Source organism: Nitrosopumilaceae archaeon (assembly GCA_035631875.1).
Taxonomy (GTDB): domain Archaea; phylum Thermoproteota; class Nitrososphaeria; order Nitrososphaerales; family Nitrosopumilaceae; genus TA-20.
In genome coordinates this window covers 209,946-230,523 of record DASQHX010000009.1, presented here as the reverse complement: position 1 = coordinate 230,523, position 20,578 = coordinate 209,946, and the positions used below count along the sequence as shown (strand labels likewise).

Here is a 20,578-nt window from a genome sequence, read left to right as displayed (position 1 = left end):
AAAATTCCTAAAACTAATTAAGACTTTAATAAAAATATTTGATATGTTACAGAAACGTGTTCATATCTTTGTTAAAGGAAAAGTTCAAGGAGTTTATTTCCGACAGGGAATGAAAGATATTGCAGAAAAGAAAAATGTGACAGGTTGGGTAAGAAACCTTCAAGATAAAAGAGTAGAGGCAGTTCTTGAAGGAAAAGATATTGATGTAAATTCAGTAATAGAATGGAGTCACATGGGACCACCTAGCGCCATTGTAGATTACGTTGAAATTATAAATGAAAACTATATGGATGAATTTTCAAAATTTGAAATTCTGATCTAGTGTATTGTATTATATGCATCAAGAAGAAGATTTTTTATCTCATCAAGACTCTGATCAGCCTTTATCTCAATTTCTTTTTGCAGTTCCTTTCTATCTCTTCTTATTTTTATTGAGATAAAGTCACGTTGAGGCTCCATATCTGCAAAGAATCTAAAAGTTATTGATTTACAAAACACTACTCTGTGCATCCGCACATCTTCAACCACATTTTTTCCAAGAGACAAACAATACTCTCTTAATGAATCAAATACTGGTTTCATTAAAGGAGTAATCTGCTTTTTAAAATCATCATAGCTTCTTGCACGTCCTGAAGAAATTAGATCCACGTTTATCGCATTGAATAAGGAATATTTAGTAGTAGCTCTACCAGTTCCAGTCTAGGCAGATAGTCTCATTTCATGTCAAGCAAGATCCGCCACGTAGACGACGCAGCGTGGATACTCCGCCTTAGGATTGCTCCCTCCCGGACCTCATCCCTTTCAGCAGTTCGGTCTTGGAGGCTATCCCTTCGGACAGCTCCAGTCCTGTATCCACCCGCTTCGGCGTGATTTCATTTCCGCAAGTCAAGCGAGTACTATCCATCTAGAGATTTACCCAGCAGTTATCTGATCTCTGCGTATAGCCGGTTTCAGATTTGGGGCACGGCTAGCGCCCCGATCTTCCCTACTACCACTTACTCTTACAATCAAATCTTATATTTGCATTAGGATCAATCATGCTTTAGATTTACAAGAATACTGCAGACTGAACAGATATCTCCAGTACATTCACTACTGCACTTGGAACAAATTTTTCTTTGCTTGTAGTTAGAGTCTTTAACCACTGAAGAAATCCTCATTATTGATTTGTACATGTTATTTTTAATTCCACTGTGTTTATTTTCCAAAGAATTCAAGAATTCGCGTATCTCTGTTCTTACTCCTTCATTCATATGAGGACATTGTTCTGACTGGAAAGGAATATCATTTACAAACGCGTAAAACACAATCTCATTTTCATATATGTCGCAAAATGGCTTTATCTTTCTAGTTTTGTTGGAAGATGTGTCGGGATCCATCCAACCTATCTTGTTTGTATCGCCAGATATTATATTAATAACAAAAGTCTGAAGGACGTCATCTAGATTGTGACCTGTTGCAACTACATCTACACCTAAATCTTTTGCACCAAAATCAATTGCCCGTCTCCTTAGGGTTCCACATATAGAACACGAAGATGTTTTTTCATTTTCTCTAAGATCAAGAGATTCCTCTAAGGTTATATCAAAAAGATCTTTGTATGAAAATACTTTGTACTCTACTCCAATATTGTTGCAAAAATTTTTTACAATTTCTAGTGCTTCGTCTCTATAACCAGGTATTCCTTCATCTATTGTTATAGCTTTGATCTCAAAATTATGCGATTCGGACATTTTTTTAAGTATGTGTAAAAGAGAAAGTGAGTCTTTTCCACCGGATACTGCTACGCCAACAACATCGCCATTTTTTATCATGTTATATTTTGATATTGCTCTTGTAGTTTTTTGTAATATGGAATTTGAAAAGCAATCGGCACAAAGGTTTTCTCCAGAATATTTTCTGGAATATGCTGCCATATTGTCACATCTGTCACATTTCATACTAGATTTTTTTCATACCTAAATTTAACCATATGTGATTTTTTGAAAATCTGTAAATTCTATTTTATATTGTAATAAAACCGGATTTGACTACTGATAGTGCTATGTTGAGTGCAAACAAAGCAAAGGTTAGTGCATAAACTGACCACATGGTAACCTTTACCGCTTTGTCTGAGATCTTTTTCTCAATTATGCTTTGGATGAATTTTCCACCATCAAGTATGGGAAGAGGAAGCATGTTGAATATGCCAATAAAAAATGAAAGCATCCAAAGCCAAAGAAGAAACATGAATACTTCTGGGCTCCAATGAATGTAATATGGTACAACTGGTTGATATGCTGGAAATGCCGCTCTTAAAATTCCAAGCATTCCTTTTTGAGGATTATCTTTTGAAGGTGTAGGTACCACAGAAATTTGTAAAGCTTGTCCTTCTCTGAGTATTGATACTGACGCAGTTTCTCCCGGTTTCAAATTTATTTTTTGAAAATCTTGTGGATTAACAATGGGTACTCCATTAATTGCAGTAATGATGTCATCTTTGAGCAGTCCTGCTTTTGATGCACCTGATCCTTCAGTCACTGAAATTATTGGTACACCTAAAGGTTCGTGGTAAAATGCATTGCGAATTGGATCTGGCATTAATAATGCAAATGAGGGATTGAAAATTAGCAGGCCAGCTATAATAAATGAAAAAAGAACATTTGATGTTGCTCCTGCACCTATTACCCTAAGTTTTGAAATCTTACGTGACTTTGCAAACTCTTCCTCATCTGGTTCTACAAATCCTGCAAATAATGCGATAAATACAGCAAAGCCGCCAGTTTTGATTTTTATTTTTTCTAAAGTTGCTACAATACCATGTGCACCTTCATGAATGACAAGAACAATCGGAACAGCTAGTAAAAAATATGCAATGTTTGGCCCTGATTGGATAGTGACACCTGGTATTAGGACTGTCATCTCAGAAAATGATTCTGGCTTTACAAAGAAATTGGAAAGATTGGATATGAGATACCAAAAAGCAAATCCCATCATTATGAAACCGGCAATTACACTTGTATTAGAAAATAATCTTGTCAATTTTTGAGTCCTACCTAAAATCCTAGTTAAGACAACCTGTACCTTTTGATTTTTGTATACTAGGCTGTATGGCTTTATCTCAAAACCATGCTTATCAAGCTTGGAAACTTTTGCAACCACGAATACTATTACCCATACAATCAAAACATAAATGATAGAGTTCTGCGTCAAAAAATTATATGCCAAGTTAATTGATACTCTTTTTAATCAGGGCAAATTTATCGGTTGCTATGGGAGCAATGATAATAATCTCAACATATCCTAACAAGAAATCCGTTCTAAAAACTGCAAATATAGTGGTACAAAAACAGCTTGCTGCATGTGTAAACTTTACCAAAATAAATTCAGTTTACATATGGAAAGGCAAGATGGAAAAAACAGAAGAATTTTTGGCATTTTTTAAAACAACATCTACATCAAGTTCACCACTAAAAATTGAGATCAAAAAATTACATCCATACCAAATTCCAGAAATTGCAGAGATAAAAATAAATTCCATAAACAAGTCTTATTTTGATTGGCTAGTTCAATCAACTAGGCGGAACAAATCTCAAAAGTGAAATAATTCCGCCTAACGATGAAACTCTTAATCCAACATCTGTCGTCGAATCAACTGCAAATACGTTGACTCCTTTACTTTCTGCTTGATTGAGGAATTCTATCACTTTATCTTCATCCTGTTTTTCAAAAACTTTATCTGAAAAAACAAGTGATTCTACAGCTCCTGCGTCATTTGCTCTTGTGGTTTCATCAAAACCCATGGTAAATTTATTACTCTTCTTGTTGACTCTGAGCATTATTTCATCAATGATCAAAGATACTTTGGCAATCTTGCTTTGTGCCATCACTTGTTTCATGGCCTCTGATTTTATGAAAGTGTAAATTCCATCTTCACCTCCAGAGTCTATGCCTTCAGCAACCTGAATTTTGTGTTTTTTGCCAATAGGCATATCTGCAAGAAAATTTCTAAATCTATTTTTTGTCTCTCCAGGGCCAAATATTATTATGAGATCGCCCTCTCGTATGGAAGTTGAGATTGCACTTTGAACATCCTCAAAAAAGGTCTCAATATTAAATTTCGACTTGTATCTTTTTCCACTTGCTCCAGAATACATGTTTGGCATTAACCTGAGATGCGTACCACTTAGCCTTCCTATTCCACTATCACCAGTATCTATGGCTACAAGCAAGAAACTATGGTTTTCTTTTTTTTCATAGATTAGTTTTCTTTCAATATCTGCCCAATTCTTTTTTGTTAAGGTAAATGATTCTCCAATCTTAAGTGCCAGAGAATGATGTGATCCCTTTTTAACTGATTCATTGTCTGATTCTATTATTGTTCCATGAGCTTTTAGTCTGTCTACCACATCGTCAATAGAAATTTTTTCAACTTCTAATGCAACTCTAATTTTAACTCGTTCACCCCTATCTGGTCTCGAAAACTCTTTTTCTTGTTTTATTGCACGTGTAGTGTCTCCAGCAAGTCTGTCTCCTTTTTTTATTATTCTTCGTAATGTAAATAGATCATCTGATTCTTCTGGAATCAACGCTACTGAATTTTCATCAATTGATTTTGCGATCATTTTGTAACTTTAACATTAAAAAACAAAAATAAAAAGAGGTTTAGTTAGTTAGTTCGCTTGTTTTGGCTTGCTGTTTTTCTCCAGCTTTTTTTCTTAGATAATTTTGGACCCATTCTTGCGTAATAACGCCTGCTTCTGTCAAATTTACGAGCGTATTGGTAGATGCATCACCAATTACTTTTCCGCTGTTTCGCCTAATCTGACGCCACTTTAAGTTGGTGTTTCCACTTTTTGATGAATATATTATTCCTAAAACGTCCTTTGCGTTGACAAAAGTCATGTCACGAATTTTCTTGAGAGTTACCTTGTCTGCAGCTTCTACATAAATAAGCCCAGGACTTTCTTCACGTTCTGGAAATACCTCGTAATCCTCAAAGTAGCTTTCAGGAACGAAAGAATTGCATGTACTAAGGATCACAAACTTCCTGAAACTTTCAAGGGAGCACGCAGCATCTATTGCGACCATATGATCTAAATTCTGGCCTCTGCCTTTTATCAAGCTTCTTGAAAGACTCAATTAGGAACAATGAAAATTATATACTGCAGGCGTTGATGACCAAATCCCTTTGATTTGATGAGAAGGATCTTGAGTTCTGAGCCTGCACTAAATATTTATCATAAATATACATTATGATTGATAATGAATTCGGTTACAGAATATCTTACATTCAACACACCATCAAGAAGGGGATTTATGAACATAACATCACAAGTTGAAAAGATTGTTCAAAAAAGTGGAATCAAGAATGGTCTTTGCTTGGTAAATGCAATGCATAACATCTAGTGTGTTTATTAATGATAATGAAACTGGATTACATCACGATTATGAAAAATGGCTTGAGCGGCTAGCTCCGCATGAACCAATAGATCAATACCACCACAACAGAACAGGTGAAGACAATGCTGATGCGCATTTAAAACGACAGATCATGGGAAGAGAGGTTGTTATAGCAATAACAAAAGGAAAAACTTGACTTTGGACCTTGGGAACAAATTTTCTATGGAGAGTTTGACGGAAAAAGATCAAAAAAGAGTGCTTGTTAAATTAATTGGAGAATGATTATGAAAGAGAACCGCGCTTTTGACTATCTTCTAGGTTTGATTTTAGCTTGAAACTCTCTTCATGGTTTTGAGGACCATGATCGCACTTTACACATCCAACCTTAAAGCCATTAACATCTTTTACATAAGTCTCGCATCCACAGAAGCAGGTCATGATATTACAAACTTATACTGTGATATAACTTGTTTCAAAATTAATTTTTACAGCATTTACCACGTGGAATATCGTGTGCATGTGGACATTGTCTTGGATGTTTTAACATAGTACAAAGAGCATCTGTGAATTGTTCATTCATGTGATGTTCAATTCCGCAAACCATCTCTTCGTCAATATCTACCTTAAGTGCACTGTCCATCAACACTTCAAGCAATCTACTATTTCGCATCATGTTAGTACCTACCTGTTCGCCACTTTTGGTAAGAGATACTCCAGTTTTGTTATAATTTACAAGCTTTGATTCATTTAGTTTTTTTAACATTTGCACAACACTTGGCTGCCTAACGTTTAACATCTTAGAAATGGTGCTTATCTTTACAGGATCTCCACTTTCTTTGATATGCCATATAGCTTTTAGGTACATTTCTACATGTTCTGCTTCTGCAGTACCAACAAATAGTACTTCGTCTTTTTTCATATTATATTATCACCGATACTTTACTTTACGTCTTTTGATTCTTTTAATAAATATTCAAAATATTCGCGCGCAAAACCAGCTAAACCTGAATGATCAGCCCAGATTGCAACTGCTTCTGCAGAGGCACCAAGATCTTCTCCAAGTAATATTACAACATATCTCTTATCTGATATTATTCCACCTCCAAAGAGTCCCTTTTTCACCTTTACTTTGGCTACTCTTGACAAAGATTTGAGAGTTTCAGAATCAACATCTTCGGAAACTAATATTGTTATTTCAACTCCTTTGTCGTGCAATGATCTGAGTTTTGGTAATGCCTCCTTTGCTAGATTTTCTGCAACCTTTGGTATTGCAATCAATACTTCGTTTCTGCACGAATCTACCATCTCTAAAATTTTAGAAGCAATATTTACTACTCCAGAAAGAACCCAAATATCAGGTCTTTCACTTGTGCCACTTTGTTCGTAAAGTGGTGTGAGTTCTTTTAAAATAATAGACTCGTTGTTTTTAAAATCAGATTCAAAATTTTGTCGTGAAGTCTCTATAGCAGTTGTAGGTGGCTTTGCAAAATACTGTGTAGGTCTAGAATCATCAGAACCAATCCATCCTTTTTCTTCTAATGTGCCCAAAACTTCGTATATCTTTGAATATGGAACACTTGATTTCTGACTTAGATCAGAGGCATTTATCTGACCTGTTTTCAATAAGGCAGAGTATACCTTTATCTCATAACTTGTAAGACCAATCTTTTCAAGTGCTTTACGTGTCTTATCTGAAAGACTCATCTATTGATCATTCGAGAATATTTGTTATATATGTCAATTATGGCTGGGTGTGCCTAGGTTTCTCATACAAGATATGACTCTCTACCAATTCATCTGGTGTATAGTAGGAAATTGATTAAATACTAATTTTAGAAATGCGTAGTTAAGCATGGAACTGATACAGATATCCAACCAGAAGGTACCTACATTAGGAAAAAAGGCCACGATAAGATTTACTCAAAGTATCTGTCCAGACTGTAACATGATACTTGATGCAGAAGTCTTTGAGAGAGACAGTAAGGTATTCATGACAAAAACCTGTCCAACGCATGGTGAATGCGAAGAACTCTATTTTGGTTCTTATGATATGTACAAGAAATTTAGTACTTACTGGATGGATGGAAAAGGTGCTCATGCTCCAAACGTAATGATTGACAAATGTTCATGTCCAAACAACTGTGGTTTATGTTCGAATCACTTGTCACACACTGGACTGGCAAACATGATAGTAACAAACAGATGTGATCTGACATGTTGGTATTGCTTTTTCTATGTAAAGAAAGGTCTTGAAGGCGCATACATGTATGAACCTTCACAAGATCAAGTACGAGCAATGATGAAGACGTTAAGAGCAGAAAGACCAATTCCAGGAAACTCTATGCAAATTACTGGAGGAGAACCAATGTTACGAGAAGACATTGTTGATGTTATAAAAATAATGAAACAAGAAGGTGTTGACCATATTCAAATGAATACAAACGGAATTAGATTTGCTTTAGATCCAGAAGCAATGCGAGAAGTAAGACTAGCAGGTGTCAATAATCTTTATCTAAGTTTTGACGGTGTAACTCCAAGAACAAATCCAAAGAATCACTGGGAAGTTCCATATGCATTAGAAAGTGCAAGAAAGACAGGAACTACAGTTGTCTTTGTTCCAACAGTTATCAAATCAATTAATGATCATGAACTAGGTGGCATTATTAGATATGCACAAAAGAATCTTGATGTTGTACACGCAGTAAACTTCCAGCCAGTTTCATTGACAGGAAGAATGGGCAAGAAAGAACGTGAGAAATACAGAATCACAATTCCTGATTGCATACAAAGAATCGAAGAGCAAACAGGAGCTGAAGTAACAGTTGATGACTGGTTCCCAGTCCCAAGCTGTATGCCGCTGACAAACGTTATTGAAGCATTTTCAAGTAAACCAAAATACGAATTATCAATTCACTTTGCATGTGGTGCTGGTACTTACATCTTTGAAGACCAAGATACCAAAAAATTCGTTCCACTAACAAAATTTGCAGATATTCAAGGAATGTTAGAACTCTTTGAAGACAAGGCAGACGAAATTCGTTCTGGCAAAAACAAATACTTTACAATGCTAGAGGTTGTAAAAAAACTCTCAAGCTTTGTAGACAAGAAGAAACAACCAGCAGGCCTTGATCTAGCAAAGATGTTTAGTAATATATTGATGAAAAGATCATTTGATTCTGTAGGTTCATGGCATGTCAAAGGACTCTTCTTAGGCATGATGCATTTCCAAGACAAGTATAACGAAGATCTTGAAAGACTGCAAAGATGTGACATTCACTACGTAACACCAGATCTTAGAATAATTCCATTCTGTGCATTTAATGTAATACCAGAGTGGTATAGAGATAGAATCCAAAAGAAATATTCTACATCAGTAGAGGAATGGGAACAACGAGTTGGAGCAAAACTAGAAGATGGTCTCTATAGGGGAATCATGCGAAGAGGATCAGGCGATGAACTTGCTGCAGGCTGTGCAAAAAGCCAAATGTTCCACGAATCTTCACAAGCTTTAATGTAAATCCTTTAACCTTTGAAAAATATTTAATCGATTTAATTCTAAACCACAAAAATACTATAAACTGCTTTGTAGGGTAATACATTGAGTTGAAAAATTGATGATGTATAAATGAAAATTTTGTTTATTGCCCCAAGATATACTGGTGGCATAGGAGGACATGCTGCTAGAATTGCTAGAAAACTGAAAGAACAAGGATTTGATGTGAAATTGATGCATGCACCTCACATACCAATTAAAAATTTGAAGAATCCAAGCTTTGCACTATTGAGCACGCTAAAAGCAAAAATGGATAAAGAAAAATATGATATTGTTCACGCATTTAATGTGCCGTCAGCATTTGCTATGCGCGCCACAAAGGCAAAAAAGAAAGTTTTGTCTGTGCATGGAGTTTATGCTGATCAAGTAGGAAAAATTCATTCAACTACAACAAAAAAAATGGTAGATATTGCAGAACCAAACATGCTAAAGTGGCCAGATAAAATTACTACTGATTCAAAAGCAGTACAAAAAGCATACAAAGAAAAATTAGGATTTGACTTTGAATATTTACCTGCTCCTCTTGATGTATCATTATTCAAAGACATTCCAGATCTTCCAAAAATTGAAAATCAAATAGCATATGTTGGCAGAGACAGTTTTGAAAAAGGAATAGACATACTTCGAAGCATTGAAACTCAAATCAAAGGAAAAGTAGTTTATTGTACAGATGTTTCATGGAAAGAAGCAATGATGACACTAAAAGCATCTGATCTCTTGGTAATTCCATCAAGAATGGAAAGCATTCCACAAGTTATCAAGGAAGCATATTATTTTAGAATTCCAATTGTTGCAACAAATGTAGGCGGCGTTCCAGAAATTATTACAAATAACGTTACTGGTATTCTTGTTCCTCCAAATGAACCAAAAAAATTGACTGATGCAATCAATCAAATATTAGAAAACAAAGAACTTGCAAAAAAATTAGCTGATGCAGGTTACGAATATTTAATAAAAAATTTTACATGTGATGTATTGATGCCAAAATACGTTAATTTTTATGAAACCCTTCTCAAAAATTAATTTTTCATGATTTTCTGGACTGTCTCATTTAACCAGTCTTTAAGTTTAATTTCAGCTTTCCAACCAAGTAATTTTTTTGTTAAACTAACATCTGCTTGACTATCTTTAACATCCCCCTCAAGAGGTGGGTTATGAACTGGTTTTATGGCAAGACCTGACGCTTTTATGATGATATCCGCTAGATCATTAATTGATAGTACTGTACCTGTTCCTATGTTAGCAAAAGCAAAATTCACTTTGCTTTCCATGGCCATTAGATTTGCTTTTGCAACATCTCCTACATGAACAAAATCTCTTACTTGCAAACCATCGCCATTAATTATTGGAGCTTTGCCATTTGCAATATTTTCTAAAAATTTTGTAATTACACCTGCATAAGCAATATTTTGTCTTGGTCCATACACGTTAAAGTATCTTAATCCTATGATAAACACTCCTAATTTTGAATATTTTTCTGCAAGATACTCATCTTCTAATTTTGTATTCCCATATGGATTAAGTGGTTTTCTTTCAACATCTTCTTTGATTGGAATTTTTTTTGTATCACCATATACACTTGAACTGCTTGCATAGACAACCTTGAAACCAAATTCTTTTGCAAGCTTGAAGATATTTTCTGTACCTGTAACATTAACATCATGATACTCTTTTTGTTTTGTAAACGATTCTTGTACCAAAGTGAGTGCAGCTTCATGGAATACACCATCAGTATTTTTAACAGCATTTCTCAATTTCTCATAATCTAAAATATCTATATCTAAAATTTCTATTTTATTTCTGAATCTTGCCAAGTTTTCTAGCTTACCAGTATGGAAATTATCAATTACCGTTACAGAATGATTCTGTTCCACGAGATGCTCTACTATGTGACTTCCAATGAATCCTGCCCCGCCAGTTACTATAAAATTCATATTGAATGCTTTTCTAGTCTCATCTTTAAGTTTTGAGAGACAAAATTAGACACAAATTTATATAAACTCAGAAAAGTCAATCATGTTCTGTTAATGATAAAAAAAGGGCTGAGTTGAAAAATTGAGTCAAGGAATTTCTAAAAATATAATTTCATTGACTGTTGATGAAATCAGAAATTATCTAAAATCTGGCCAAGTACGAGTCTCTGTAATAGGCATAGGAAGAATTGGTCTTCCAACAGCCCTATCGTTTGCACATTCTGGTTTGCCTACCATTGGAGTTGACATTAATGCCAAATTGGTTCAAATGATAAATTCTGGTAATTATCCATTAAAAGATGAACCTGAATTTGATAAAATATTTGAAGATGTAATTAAAAGTAAAACATTCTCTGCAACAGCAGATATTAGCGAAGCAATTCCAAAATCTAATCTTATAATTCTGTCATTGCCTACTCCAATGGATAAAAATAACGTACCTGATTACTCTGCATTGATTTTGGTTGTAAAAATCCTTAGCAAATTACTAAAGCCAGGCTCTCTGATTGTGGTAGAAAGTACAATTGAGCCGGGATTTGTTGAAAATGAATTAATTTCAATTATTGAAAACAATGATCAAAAATTAAGAGTTGGCAAAGATTTTAGCATAGCTACATGCCCCGAGACTGCCAATCCTGGGGTAATAATGCATGATTTCAAAAAATTGCCACGACTAGTGGGTGGCATAGATGCAAGAACAACCGATCTTGTATCTGAAATATACAAGCATGTTTTTAATGTAGAGATGATAAAAATGCCTGACTGCAAAACAGCAAATGCTGCAAAACTCACTGCCAATGTATTTCGTGACATCAATATTGCATTTGTAAACGAACTTGCAATTTTATTTGAAAATCTTGGAATAGATATAATCAAAGTGCTAGAAGCATGTGATAAAAAATACAACTTTGAGACACATTATCCAGGAGCAGGAGTAGGTGGACCTTGTTTACCTGTAAACTCATATCAGATTCTAAATTCTGCACGAGGAATGGAAAATAATGGTATGTTAAGGATAATTCGAGCAGCTAGAGAGACTAACGAATCTATGCCATATCATGTTGTTGAGCTATTAGCTGATGCATTAAATGAAGCTGGCAAATCAGTAAAGGGCAGTACAATTGCAGTACTGGGGTTATCTTACAAGCCAAATGTAGGAGATGTTCAATTGTCCCCTGTTGAGGCAATAATAAAAAGACTAGATCAACTTGATGCAAAAATAAAAATTTATGATCCTTATTTCAAATCAACCGAAGTATTCTCACATAAGACTGAAGATGATCTTGTAAGTGCAATAATAGATGCAGATGCAGTAATAATTGCTACCGCACATAAAGAATTTCATAGTATAGAACCTACATTATTTACTGCCAAAATGAAAACTCCAGTTCTGGTAGATGCTAGAGGACTAATTGACATTCATGCCGCAAAAAAAGCTGGCTTAATTTTTAGAGGCATTGGACGTGGGGGAGTTTAACCACATCAATCCTGATTCTATAAAAAATGCTCTTACTCTCAGATATGATTCTACACAAAAAACTTTTCTACCAAAATTAACATGGAAAGATTTTGTAGAAAAACCAGTTAGAGAACCTTCTACTCATATTGAAAAAACCATACGAAATACTATTAAAAAAAATTTTAATAATTCAAAACTAAGAGTTGCAATTGCTCTTAGTGGTGGCATAGATTCTACTTTGATTCTTAGCTTGCTAAGAAAGACATGTCCCTGTCTATCCATTGATGCAATTTCTGTTAAATTTGCTGATAGTGTTGATGAATCAGTACATGCCGCAAAAATTGCAGAAAAATTTGAAGCAGATCACCATGTCATATACATAGAAAATTATCTCAAAGAATTGCCAAAAGCATTAAGCATAATAAAACTCCCTTTTTGGGATTTACATTGGTATTATGTTGTTAAAAAGACAAAATCCCTTTCAAAGACTCTAGTATCTGGTGATGGCGGGGATGAGCTTTTTGGAGGGTATACTTTTAGATATAAAAAATTCCTGTCTTTAATAAAACCAGGTTTTTCTCCAACTGAGAAAGTAAAAGCATATTTGAAATGTCATGAAAGAGATTGGGTTCCTGACCAAGAAGATCTATTTGGTAAAAAAGCACACTTTTCTTGGAATGAAATCTATGATACTTTAAAACCATATTTTGATAATCCGCTTCCACCTATAGCGCAAGTTTTTCTTGCAGATTTTAATGGTAAACTATTATACAACTGGACTCCAATTTATACAAAAATTCACAAACATTTTGGAGTACGGTCGATATCTCCCATACTTTCAAAGGAGTTGATATCTTATGCAGTTCATTTGCCATACAAATTAAAATATGACAATAAAAGAGATCTAGGAAAGATCTTACTTAGAAAAATTCTTAGAAAATACGTAAGTGATAGTATGATGTTTAAAACTAAACAAGGTTTCTCAGTTAATACTATCAATCTGTTGAATTCACATGGACGTGAACTATGTGATTATTATTTGTCTGATGCAAGAATCATAAAAGAAGGCTGGATAAAAAAAGAATGGGTAAAAAAACATATTAAAAAACTTGACAAGAATCCAGACGTGAGATATGTGAACAAATTTCTAGGGTTATTAGCTTTTGAGGTTTGGTTTAGGTTATTTATTACTAAAGAAATCAAACCTAATGATACACTAGGTTGATTGTATTGATATCACAATGTAGAAATTATGATTTTTGAAGAGTAGAATCAAGTATTGTAATGAATTTCTTTGCTATTTGATCCCAACTAAAATTGTCTTTAACAAAATCTCGGCCAGCTGTACCCATTTGTTTTGCTTTTTTATTATCATTAATTAGAATAAATAATTTTTGTATCCACCCATTATGATCTCCTTTCTCAACTAGAAATCCCGTGTTGTTATTGTCCATTAATTCTGGTATTCCTCCTGCATTTGTTGCAACTACTGGTCTTTCCATTAATGCAGCTTCTTGGAGCGTGAGGGGAGACATGTCAAGCCCACTTACCAATGCGTAAACATCTATTGCAGCAAGGTATTCCCTTACCTTATCTGGATATTCCAAGGGACCTAACCACTTGAAATTATCATATTTTTTGAGTGTTTCAAGGACGTTATCTCTGTAAGGCCCATCTCCTGCCCAATAAAACGTCACATTAGGCATTGCTTCTAATACTTTTGTCAAGGTCAGCATTTCTTTGGTTTTTCCCCAAATCCATGCTCCTTGTAATAATCCAACACATGGATGTTTTAGCTCCATTCCATTAACAGGATACCAGCGAGAAGCATCTATACCTCCATGTAACACATGAGTGGGTTTGTTTGGATAATGTTCCTTTACAACTGTTTCAAGATATCTACAAATTGGGATGATTTCTGTAGCTCCACTAAAACATTTTTCCGCTATTTTCTGCCATCGCCAGAGTGCTAGACGTCTATGTGGAGATTTGTATAATGTTTCTTTGGCCCATTTTATTTCTGTCCAATATTCGCCTCTAAGAAGCATAAACAATGGAATTTTTTTCTTGATTACAGCTAAACTGAAATGCCTTTGTCTATCCACAAAAACTGCATTAGGCTTGAATTCTTCTACCAAATTATCAAATTTTGTAGTTGATTGAAACCAATGTGAAATGTTTCTGCTCGGAAATCCATCATAAACATCCACATCATGTACCAGCTTGTAATCAACACCTAGTCTTTCTAACGCATCACCAAATTCCTTAAGATGGAAAAACTTTGTTTTAGCTCCTGCAATAAGTAATTTCAATTTTAATTACATCACAAGAACATTTACTAATATTAAGACATGCTGCCTAAAATCATTACACCGCAATCTATTCATTAACATTATTTAAAAATTTTTGAATTTATTACATTACTTTTTATTTACCTAGGTAAAATTGAAGACTGATCTTGAAAGCTAATCTAGTAAACTATATTGTTTGCCCCAAATGCTACAAAGGCTTTACACTCAAATCTGAAAAATATGAAAAAAATGAGATTGTTAGCGGTTTGTTAGTATGTAATAACAGGCATAAATTTAGAATTATCAGAGGTATTCCAAGACTAGTTATTGATGAAACAACAGGTTTTGTTAAGACCGAAGCGGCATTTTCTTCTAAATGGAAAAAATATAATAAATTTTACCATCAAAAAAACTGGTTCCTTCACCAACAAAATTGGTTTTTAGATAGATTTGGCTGGAAAAATCTTGCCAATTTTAACAAATTTCTAAAAACTAGAAGCAAAATCTTGGATGCAGGAACAGGAATAGGAAACAGCGCAAAATTGTTTTCCTCAAATCCAAAATCTCATGTTTTTGCTATAGATGCAAGTGAAAGCATAGACTTTGCATACAAAAGATATGGCACAACCACAAACATTCATTTTCTTCAAGCAGATATACGAAGACTGCCATTTAGAAAAAGATTTTTTAATTTTATTTGTTCTGATCAAGTTTTGCATCACACAAAAAACACAGAAACATCATTTAAGAATCTCACAAAATATTTGGAAAAAAATGGCATGATATCGATTTATGTCTATAACAAAAAAGCTCCAATGCGAGAATTTGCTGACAATTTTATTCGTGAACACACAACCATAATGTCAGAAAAAGAATGTATTGAATTTTCAAAAGACATGACTTATTTAGGTAAGATCTTGTCTCAACTAAAAAAGAGAATAAAAATTCCTAGAGACATTCCAGTTTTGAAAATTAAATCTGGAACTTATGATGTACAGAGATTCATTTATTGGTATTTTCTCAAATGCTTTTGGGCAAAAGACGGAAACTTTGAAAGAAGTGTAGGTGTAAACTTTGATTGGTATTTTCCAAAATTTGCTTTTAGACATACACCTGATCAAGTTAGAAAATGGTATGCAGATACAAAAACCAAAATAGTTCATTTTAAGGAAATAGAAAGTGGAATTAGCGTAACTGGAAAAAAATTATGATCTTTTGACTATCGTTCCTTTGAAAGTATAATTCTGATTAGTTGGCCATCATTTTTGTCTGTAATGAGTCTAGGATAGTAGGGATAAAGATTCATTGGTATAAAACTACATTTTTTCATTATTCTCCAAATCCCTGCTTCAATAAGTGTTGGAACACGTAATGAATCACATCGTATTACTTTGTATCCGCAATTTCTAACAACATTCGTTAAGGTTTCTCTCGTAAAATGAAATGTGGATGGATTCTCACGTATTGATTCATTTAAAATTTTGGGGTTTTTGCATTCTGGAACCTCAATGAAAATTATCCCATCTTCACGCAAGTTATTTTTACATTTAACTAAGAATAAATCGGGTCTTATTAGATGCTCAAAAACATGATTTATCCAAATTATATCAAATTTTCCATCAATATTCGAATCTTCTGCAAAACCGGTTATACACTGTCCATGCTTTAACTTGCTGTTTATTAGAGAAACATTTCTTGAATCTGGTTCAATTCCAGTTACCATGTATCCTATATTTTCAAAATAAAATAGTGATTGTCCTGCACCAGAGCCAATCTCTAGTAGATCTTTTTTATTGTCCAGATATGGTTTACAGTATTCAATCTGAGACTTCCAATGTTTCCATTTATACTGTGATGTTTTATCCATAAAATTAGACTCTAAAGACTGAATTGCTTTTCGTTCTTCCCAATATGTGGTGGTATAGATCTTTTTTGATTTATCTCTGATCTCACTTTCTGTAGAACCTGTAACTAACAGATTACACTTTATACATTTGTACACGGGTAAATCCATATTCGAGTTTTCTGAATAGGGAGTAAATGACGTACTACCGCAAGAAATACAATTCATTTGATCAAACCTTGTGAAATGGAATTATCATAAAAATTTATATATCTTGGGTTATAGGCAATTTGAAAACATAATTTTTTGTGCATCATTTATTCTGATCAAAATTCTGGTATTCAATCTTGTATATTTTTAAATGGTATTTGTAACCATGATTCCAAGAATCAAACACTTTTACCAAATATGGATATTTTTCATCATGGTAAAATACATCATTAAGAAAATATGGGCGATTTTTTGCACCATCTACAACTAAATCAGTCAAACCTTTACTTTTTGAAGATTCAATGTATTTTTCTAGGGAATCAAAACCTTGGGTAGGAATTATGATTGTGTTTGTTGGAATTGTTGAACTCAGAACTGGCCACTTTTGAGGTATTTCAGCTGGTTTGATAAAGCTATCATCGGGGTAATAATCATTAACTCCTTTTGCAATGCTGATAATACTTTGTGCAATGCCAAATGATTCTTTTTGATGTTCATAATCATATTTTTTGATATCTAAAAAGATGCCTGATGAAAGAATAATGCCACCAATAATTAAAACCAAAAATATATTTTGATCTTTAAACTTGGCTCCTAATTTCTTTATAGTAAAAATTGATAAAATACAAAATATTGGAAATAATGGGTATATGAAACGTGTATCTTGTAGATAATAAAATGCAAAAACTACTGGTAAACTCATTGAAATTGTGGTTACTATTATTGTTATATTTTCTGATGATTTTTTCTTTAGTATGAGAAAAATACCTATTGGTACCAGACATATTAAAATTGGAATTAGTGACCACGCAGTAAATTCTACTATATTGATTATGCCTTTTATAAAAATAATAAACGAATCTTTTCCAACTGATGATGTTGCCAAGACACCAGTTACACCATCTGATATACGACTACTCAATGAATCTTGTCCATAACTTTTGATTCTAATTATTGCCATTGGTATTATTGTGGCAATAAAAATGGAAACCGCAAATGCAGATTTGGCTATCGCCCCTCCTCCTTTTCTATTCTTTACATAAAACATAATTATTAATGGGAAAAATAAGAACAAACCTTCAGTTCTAACAAGAGATGCAAGTCCTGTGATAGCAAATGAAGCATATGTAATTTTTTTATTTGAACTAAAGAACAAAACTAATGACAACGTTATCAGAATGATATAGAGCGGTTCGGTCAATCCTAGTAAAGAATTTTGAATTATGTGAGGCTCAAGTGCAAAAATAGCTGCTCCGATAAGCGCATATGGTTTCTCAAAGAACCTTCTACATAATAGGTAAACTGGAATGATTGTTAATACAGAAAATGATACTGTTATGAGACGTTGTAATGTCATATAATCAAGCGTATTTTCAAATCGAAAAATAGTAAAGAAAATTGATAAAAATGCAGGCCATCCATTATTACCTACTATGTGATTGGTAGGGAAATGGCCCAAAATACTGGTATCACTTGCATAGAAAAAATAACTATTTAGTGCATCAAGAGTTAATGGAACATTATAAGGAAAATAATACAATCGGAAAAATAGACCAATGGTACATAGTATGAAAATAGAAATAATTGGATTTCTTACTAAAAATTCAATTTTTCTCTCGATAAAATCAATGTTTGAAACTCTATTATTAGTAGTACTTTGATTTTCAAACTTTGTACTTTGATTTTCAAACTTTGTACTTTGATCTTCAAACTTTGTACTTTGATCTTCAAACTTTATTATTCTCTTTTTGAAATACAAACGATCTATAGTGATTAGATATATTGCTTCTACAGTTGTTGCTAAAACATATGACAAAGCAATTCCATTGACTCCAAAAATTTTTCCAAACAATAAAATGGTTGGAATCTGAATTGCAATGAATATTCCTGCTCCTATAAGTACAATTCTAATCTTTTCATTTCCTAGAAATTTCGATATGTACATATTGCTTATGGTAATTGGTATTATTGACAAACTTACGATTTGAATTACTTGAACTGCTTCAGTGAATTTTGGAAATAAAATAGGTACGATAAATGGGGATAACACAATTGATGGAATTGCAAGACCGACAGAAATGACAATTGAAATCTTTTTTAATCTCGCATTTGGATTTCCACTTGCATCATGTGGTACTAGGTAATAATATACAACACTAGGGAAAATGGTTAAAACTGAAAGAAATTGTATTCCTAGCTGATAATTTCCCAAAAGAGCAAAACCTAACATTGGTGCAACAATAATTTTGTCAATACTACTCCCAAATGTTCTTGAAATATCCAGTATATAGCTAATAAACAAAAAACTGAAACGAGGTTTTATTAGAGAAAAATCAATTTTTGAGCCTCTAAATACTTTGTATAATTGTATCAAAGCTGGAAAGTAAGATAAACCAATGCCTATGATTATACCATTATAACCAATAAAATAATAAAGAGAAATTGCTAAAACCACCATTAGAATTCTTTGAATGATAAAATACTGTGCATATTTTTTGTATGATTTTAAACCAAGTAATTCTAGTGTAGATAGTCCAAAAATTCCATTACCAACAACTAGTAAACAAAGTCCAATATTGTAAAAAATAAAGTATAATACAATAGACGCAATTGCTATTGCGACAATAGAAATAAAATAGACTGGAGGTTGAATTTTCACTCCCTTAGCTGTGTAAACTAAAAGAGCGTTACCAGATCCAAAAAGTGAAAACGTAAGTGCAATACCAGAAATTGCAATGATATAGCTAACCTCACCATAATGTGTTGTCCCTAATAGTCTAGCAATGTAGAACCAAAAAAGACCAGAAATTGCACTAGCTATTATATTTGTAAATCCTATAGTGGTTAAACCTTTGAATTTTGTAACAATATTTTTGATATTATTCCAACTACTCATATTAAATGAATTTCATTAACTTCATGTAATATGCTTTTTAGTCACTACGACGTTCTCTTACGACATTTATCAAGGAGTAAAGCATTATTGAAGTCATTGTTAACATTGTACCCAATATTATGGAACCTATACCTATTAATGAAATATTGGTCCAAACCTGACGTGTTAATGTAAATTCCTCAAGAGTCCATACTATAAAGAATAAACCAATTGTCAAGAAAATCAATCCAGGAATTCCATAAAATTTTAGAGGATGCTCTATGGATACAAATTTCATCGTACTAAGTATTACTGATATCCCATGTGAAACTGGATGGTGAGTTGATGTATCACCATCATACAATACAGTTATTGGAACTTCTTTTATTTTGTATTCTCTTTTACTAGCTTTTATAAGAATCTCAGTTGAAACACCCATTCCATATTCAGAAGGAACAATATCTTTTAGAACTTTTTTGTTATACGCTCTAAAACCACTCTGAGAATCAGTTAGGTTCAGATCTGTTGAAGTATTTGTAATATTTGTTATTGTTTTTATGCCGACTTTTCTATACGCTGGAACATTTTTGTCATTTCCACTTAGAAACCTAGATCCAATAACAATATCTGCCTCGTTTTTAATAATTGGTTCTAATACTGCCTGAATATCTTCTACTCTATGTTGCCCATCTGCATCAAATGTCACAAGTATATCTGAATCTAATTCTGATGCTTTGAGAAATATACTTCTAATACCAGCACCGTATCCTAGATTTTTTGGATGATTTACAACAACGGCGCCCATTTTTTCAGCTATGATTCCCGTGGAATCAGTAGAACCATCATTACATACTATTATTTTGTCAGCGACTTCTTGTAATTTTACGATTATTCTTGCTATGTTTTTTTCTTCGTTATATGCTGGTATTCCTACTACTATCAAAATTACTGAATTGACTATACATGTGTGATATAAGTATACTATTCAGATT

Annotated in this window: 22 protein-coding genes and 1 other RNA gene; 9 read left to right on the top strand and 14 right to left on the bottom strand. The window is 33.3% G+C overall.

The window, feature by feature from the left end:
- Nucleotides 1-43 precede the first annotated feature (43 nt).
- Nucleotides 44-322 carry an acylphosphatase gene (locus VEU72_03325; protein HYL66164.1) on the top strand — a complete coding sequence of 93 codons (279 nt, stop codon included), beginning with the start codon at nt 44-46 and terminating at the stop codon, nt 320-322.
- On the opposite strand, the gene VEU72_03320 is transcribed toward VEU72_03325, so the two are convergent.
- From VEU72_03320 to VEU72_03305, 4 genes are all read right to left on the bottom strand, one after another.
- A complete protein-coding gene (locus VEU72_03320) occupies nt 319-648 on the bottom strand; it encodes a hypothetical protein (protein ID HYL66163.1) in 330 nt (109 codons plus the stop codon). The two genes, VEU72_03325 and VEU72_03320, sit on opposite strands and share 4 nt — an antisense overlap.
- Nucleotides 649-674: 26 nt before the next feature.
- Nucleotides 675-991, bottom strand: an RNA gene (gene ffs / locus VEU72_03315) — signal recognition particle sRNA.
- Between the two features lie 40 nt (nt 992-1,031).
- Nucleotides 1,032-1,940, bottom strand: a complete 909-nt coding sequence (locus tag VEU72_03310; GenBank protein ID HYL66162.1) for a TIGR00269 family protein — start codon at nt 1,938-1,940, stop codon at nt 1,032-1,034.
- A gap of 64 nt (nt 1,941-2,004) precedes the next feature.
- Nucleotides 2,005-3,141: a site-2 protease family protein gene (locus VEU72_03305; protein ID HYL66161.1), complete on the bottom strand. Its 1,137-nt coding sequence runs from the start codon at nt 3,139-3,141 to the stop codon at nt 2,005-2,007.
- 110 nt (nt 3,142-3,251) lie between these two features.
- Between VEU72_03305 and cutA the strand changes: the two genes are divergently transcribed.
- A complete protein-coding gene (gene cutA, locus VEU72_03300) occupies nt 3,252-3,581 on the top strand; it encodes a divalent cation tolerance protein CutA (GenBank protein ID HYL66160.1) in 330 nt (109 codons plus the stop codon).
- On the opposite strand, the gene VEU72_03295 is transcribed toward cutA, so the two are convergent.
- Nucleotides 3,552-4,604: an mRNA surveillance protein pelota gene (locus tag VEU72_03295; protein HYL66159.1), complete on the bottom strand. Its 1,053-nt coding sequence runs from the start codon at nt 4,602-4,604 to the stop codon at nt 3,552-3,554. The genes cutA and VEU72_03295 overlap by 30 nt on opposite strands.
- Before the next feature lie 40 nt (nt 4,605-4,644).
- On the bottom strand, nt 4,645-5,070 hold the full coding sequence (locus VEU72_03290) for a hypothetical protein (GenBank protein HYL66158.1): 426 nt from the start codon (nt 5,068-5,070) through the stop codon (nt 4,645-4,647).
- A 168-nt stretch (nt 5,071-5,238) separates the two neighbouring features.
- Here VEU72_03290 and VEU72_03285 point away from each other — a divergent pair, with 168 nt between their 5' ends.
- Together VEU72_03285 and VEU72_03280 are read left to right on the top strand one after the other, a co-directional pair.
- Nucleotides 5,239-5,388: a hypothetical protein gene (locus tag VEU72_03285; protein ID HYL66157.1), complete on the top strand. Its 150-nt coding sequence runs from the start codon at nt 5,239-5,241 to the stop codon at nt 5,386-5,388.
- A complete protein-coding gene (locus VEU72_03280; protein HYL66156.1) occupies nt 5,369-5,578 on the top strand; it encodes a YjbQ family protein in 210 nt (69 codons plus the stop codon). The genes VEU72_03285 and VEU72_03280 overlap by 20 nt, the downstream gene beginning before the upstream one ends.
- 86 nt (nt 5,579-5,664) lie before the next feature.
- Here VEU72_03280 and VEU72_03275 read toward each other — a convergent pair whose 3' ends face one another.
- From VEU72_03275 to VEU72_03265, 3 genes are read right to left on the bottom strand one after another with little or no spacing between them, the layout of a single operon-like run.
- The gene (locus tag VEU72_03275) at nt 5,665-5,820 is read right to left on the bottom strand and encodes a hypothetical protein (GenBank protein ID HYL66155.1); all 156 of its coding nucleotides are present in this window, start codon (nt 5,818-5,820) and stop codon (nt 5,665-5,667) included.
- Between the two features lie 40 nt (nt 5,821-5,860).
- Entirely contained in the window at nt 5,861-6,301 is a 441-nt protein-coding gene (locus tag VEU72_03270; protein HYL66154.1) for a metal-dependent transcriptional regulator, read from the bottom strand.
- Between the two features lie 20 nt (nt 6,302-6,321).
- Nucleotides 6,322-7,086: a helix-turn-helix domain-containing protein gene (locus VEU72_03265; protein HYL66153.1), complete on the bottom strand. Its 765-nt coding sequence runs from the start codon at nt 7,084-7,086 to the stop codon at nt 6,322-6,324.
- Between the two features lie 148 nt (nt 7,087-7,234).
- Here VEU72_03265 and VEU72_03260 point away from each other — a divergent pair, with 148 nt between their 5' ends.
- Together VEU72_03260 and VEU72_03255 are read left to right on the top strand one after the other, a co-directional pair.
- A complete protein-coding gene (locus VEU72_03260) occupies nt 7,235-8,899 on the top strand; it encodes a radical SAM protein (GenBank protein HYL66152.1) in 1,665 nt (554 codons plus the stop codon).
- A 108-nt stretch (nt 8,900-9,007) separates the two neighbouring features.
- Nucleotides 9,008-9,958 carry a glycosyltransferase family 4 protein gene (locus VEU72_03255; GenBank protein HYL66151.1) on the top strand — a complete coding sequence of 317 codons (951 nt, stop codon included), beginning with the start codon at nt 9,008-9,010 and terminating at the stop codon, nt 9,956-9,958.
- Here VEU72_03255 and VEU72_03250 read toward each other — a convergent pair.
- Nucleotides 9,955-10,869, bottom strand: coding sequence for an NAD-dependent epimerase/dehydratase family protein (locus VEU72_03250; protein HYL66150.1), 915 nt, complete (start codon nt 10,867-10,869; stop codon nt 9,955-9,957). The genes VEU72_03255 and VEU72_03250 overlap by 4 nt on opposite strands.
- 121 nt (nt 10,870-10,990) lie before the next feature.
- Here VEU72_03250 and VEU72_03245 point away from each other — a divergent pair, with 121 nt between their 5' ends.
- Together VEU72_03245 and VEU72_03240 are read left to right on the top strand one after the other, a co-directional pair.
- On the top strand, nt 10,991-12,385 hold the full coding sequence (locus tag VEU72_03245) for a nucleotide sugar dehydrogenase (GenBank protein ID HYL66149.1): 1,395 nt from the start codon (nt 10,991-10,993) through the stop codon (nt 12,383-12,385).
- Complete coding sequence (locus VEU72_03240; protein ID HYL66148.1) at nt 12,372-13,592, top strand: asparagine synthase C-terminal domain-containing protein; 1,221 nt, start codon at nt 12,372-12,374, stop codon at nt 13,590-13,592. The genes VEU72_03245 and VEU72_03240 overlap by 14 nt, the downstream gene beginning before the upstream one ends.
- 25 nt (nt 13,593-13,617) lie before the next feature.
- Here the strand turns inward: VEU72_03240 and VEU72_03235 are convergent, their stop codons facing one another.
- Nucleotides 13,618-14,679: a glycosyltransferase family 4 protein gene (locus VEU72_03235; GenBank protein HYL66147.1), complete on the bottom strand. Its 1,062-nt coding sequence runs from the start codon at nt 14,677-14,679 to the stop codon at nt 13,618-13,620.
- A 146-nt stretch (nt 14,680-14,825) separates the two neighbouring features.
- Between VEU72_03235 and VEU72_03230 the strand changes: the two genes are divergently transcribed.
- On the top strand, nt 14,826-15,869 hold the full coding sequence (locus VEU72_03230) for a methyltransferase domain-containing protein (protein ID HYL66146.1): 1,044 nt from the start codon (nt 14,826-14,828) through the stop codon (nt 15,867-15,869).
- 8 nt (nt 15,870-15,877) lie between these two features.
- Here the strand turns inward: VEU72_03230 and VEU72_03225 are convergent, their stop codons facing one another.
- The 3 genes from VEU72_03225 to VEU72_03215 form a co-directional block, all read right to left on the bottom strand.
- Nucleotides 15,878-16,729 carry a class I SAM-dependent methyltransferase gene (locus VEU72_03225; protein ID HYL66145.1) on the bottom strand — a complete coding sequence of 284 codons (852 nt, stop codon included), beginning with the start codon at nt 16,727-16,729 and terminating at the stop codon, nt 15,878-15,880.
- A gap of 85 nt (nt 16,730-16,814) precedes the next feature.
- Nucleotides 16,815-19,607 (bottom strand): glycosyltransferase family 39 protein, encoded by a 2,793-nt coding sequence (locus VEU72_03220; protein ID HYL66144.1) that lies wholly within the window; start codon nt 19,605-19,607, stop codon nt 16,815-16,817.
- Nucleotides 19,608-19,644: 37 nt separating this feature from the next.
- Nucleotides 19,645-20,529 carry a glycosyltransferase family 2 protein gene (locus VEU72_03215; protein ID HYL66143.1) on the bottom strand — a complete coding sequence of 295 codons (885 nt, stop codon included), beginning with the start codon at nt 20,527-20,529 and terminating at the stop codon, nt 19,645-19,647.
- Nucleotides 20,530-20,578: the final 49 nt, after the last annotated feature.

What these genes read in the sequence shown, in the direction of transcription:
- VEU72_03325 (HYL66164.1), top strand. Translation starts at nt 44, where the DNA reads ATGTTACAGAAACGTGTTCATATCTTTGTTAAAGGAAAAGTTCAAGGA.
- VEU72_03310 (HYL66162.1), bottom strand. Translation starts at nt 1,940, where the DNA reads ATGAAATGTGACAGATGTGACAATATGGCAGCATATTCCAGAAAATAT.
- VEU72_03260 (HYL66152.1), top strand. Translation starts at nt 7,235, where the DNA reads ATGGAACTGATACAGATATCCAACCAGAAGGTACCTACATTAGGAAAA.
- VEU72_03250 (HYL66150.1), bottom strand. Translation starts at nt 10,869, where the DNA reads ATGAATTTTATAGTAACTGGCGGGGCAGGATTCATTGGAAGTCACATA.
- VEU72_03220 (HYL66144.1), bottom strand. Translation starts at nt 19,607, where the DNA reads ATGAGTAGTTGGAATAATATCAAAAATATTGTTACAAAATTCAAAGGT.
- VEU72_03225 (HYL66145.1), bottom strand. Translation starts at nt 16,729, where the DNA reads ATGAATTGTATTTCTTGCGGTAGTACGTCATTTACTCCCTATTCAGAA.
- VEU72_03295 (HYL66159.1), bottom strand. Translation starts at nt 4,604, where the DNA reads ATGATCGCAAAATCAATTGATGAAAATTCAGTAGCGTTGATTCCAGAA.
- VEU72_03290 (HYL66158.1), bottom strand. Translation starts at nt 5,070, where the DNA reads ATGGTCGCAATAGATGCTGCGTGCTCCCTTGAAAGTTTCAGGAAGTTT.
- VEU72_03255 (HYL66151.1), top strand. Translation starts at nt 9,008, where the DNA reads ATGAAAATTTTGTTTATTGCCCCAAGATATACTGGTGGCATAGGAGGA.
- VEU72_03270 (HYL66154.1), bottom strand. Translation starts at nt 6,301, where the DNA reads ATGAAAAAAGACGAAGTACTATTTGTTGGTACTGCAGAAGCAGAACAT.
- VEU72_03265 (HYL66153.1), bottom strand. Translation starts at nt 7,086, where the DNA reads ATGAGTCTTTCAGATAAGACACGTAAAGCACTTGAAAAGATTGGTCTT.
- VEU72_03275 (HYL66155.1), bottom strand. Translation starts at nt 5,820, where the DNA reads ATGACCTGCTTCTGTGGATGCGAGACTTATGTAAAAGATGTTAATGGC.
- VEU72_03280 (HYL66156.1), top strand. Translation starts at nt 5,369, where the DNA reads ATGCAATGCATAACATCTAGTGTGTTTATTAATGATAATGAAACTGGA.
- cutA (HYL66160.1), top strand. Translation starts at nt 3,252, where the DNA reads ATGGGAGCAATGATAATAATCTCAACATATCCTAACAAGAAATCCGTT.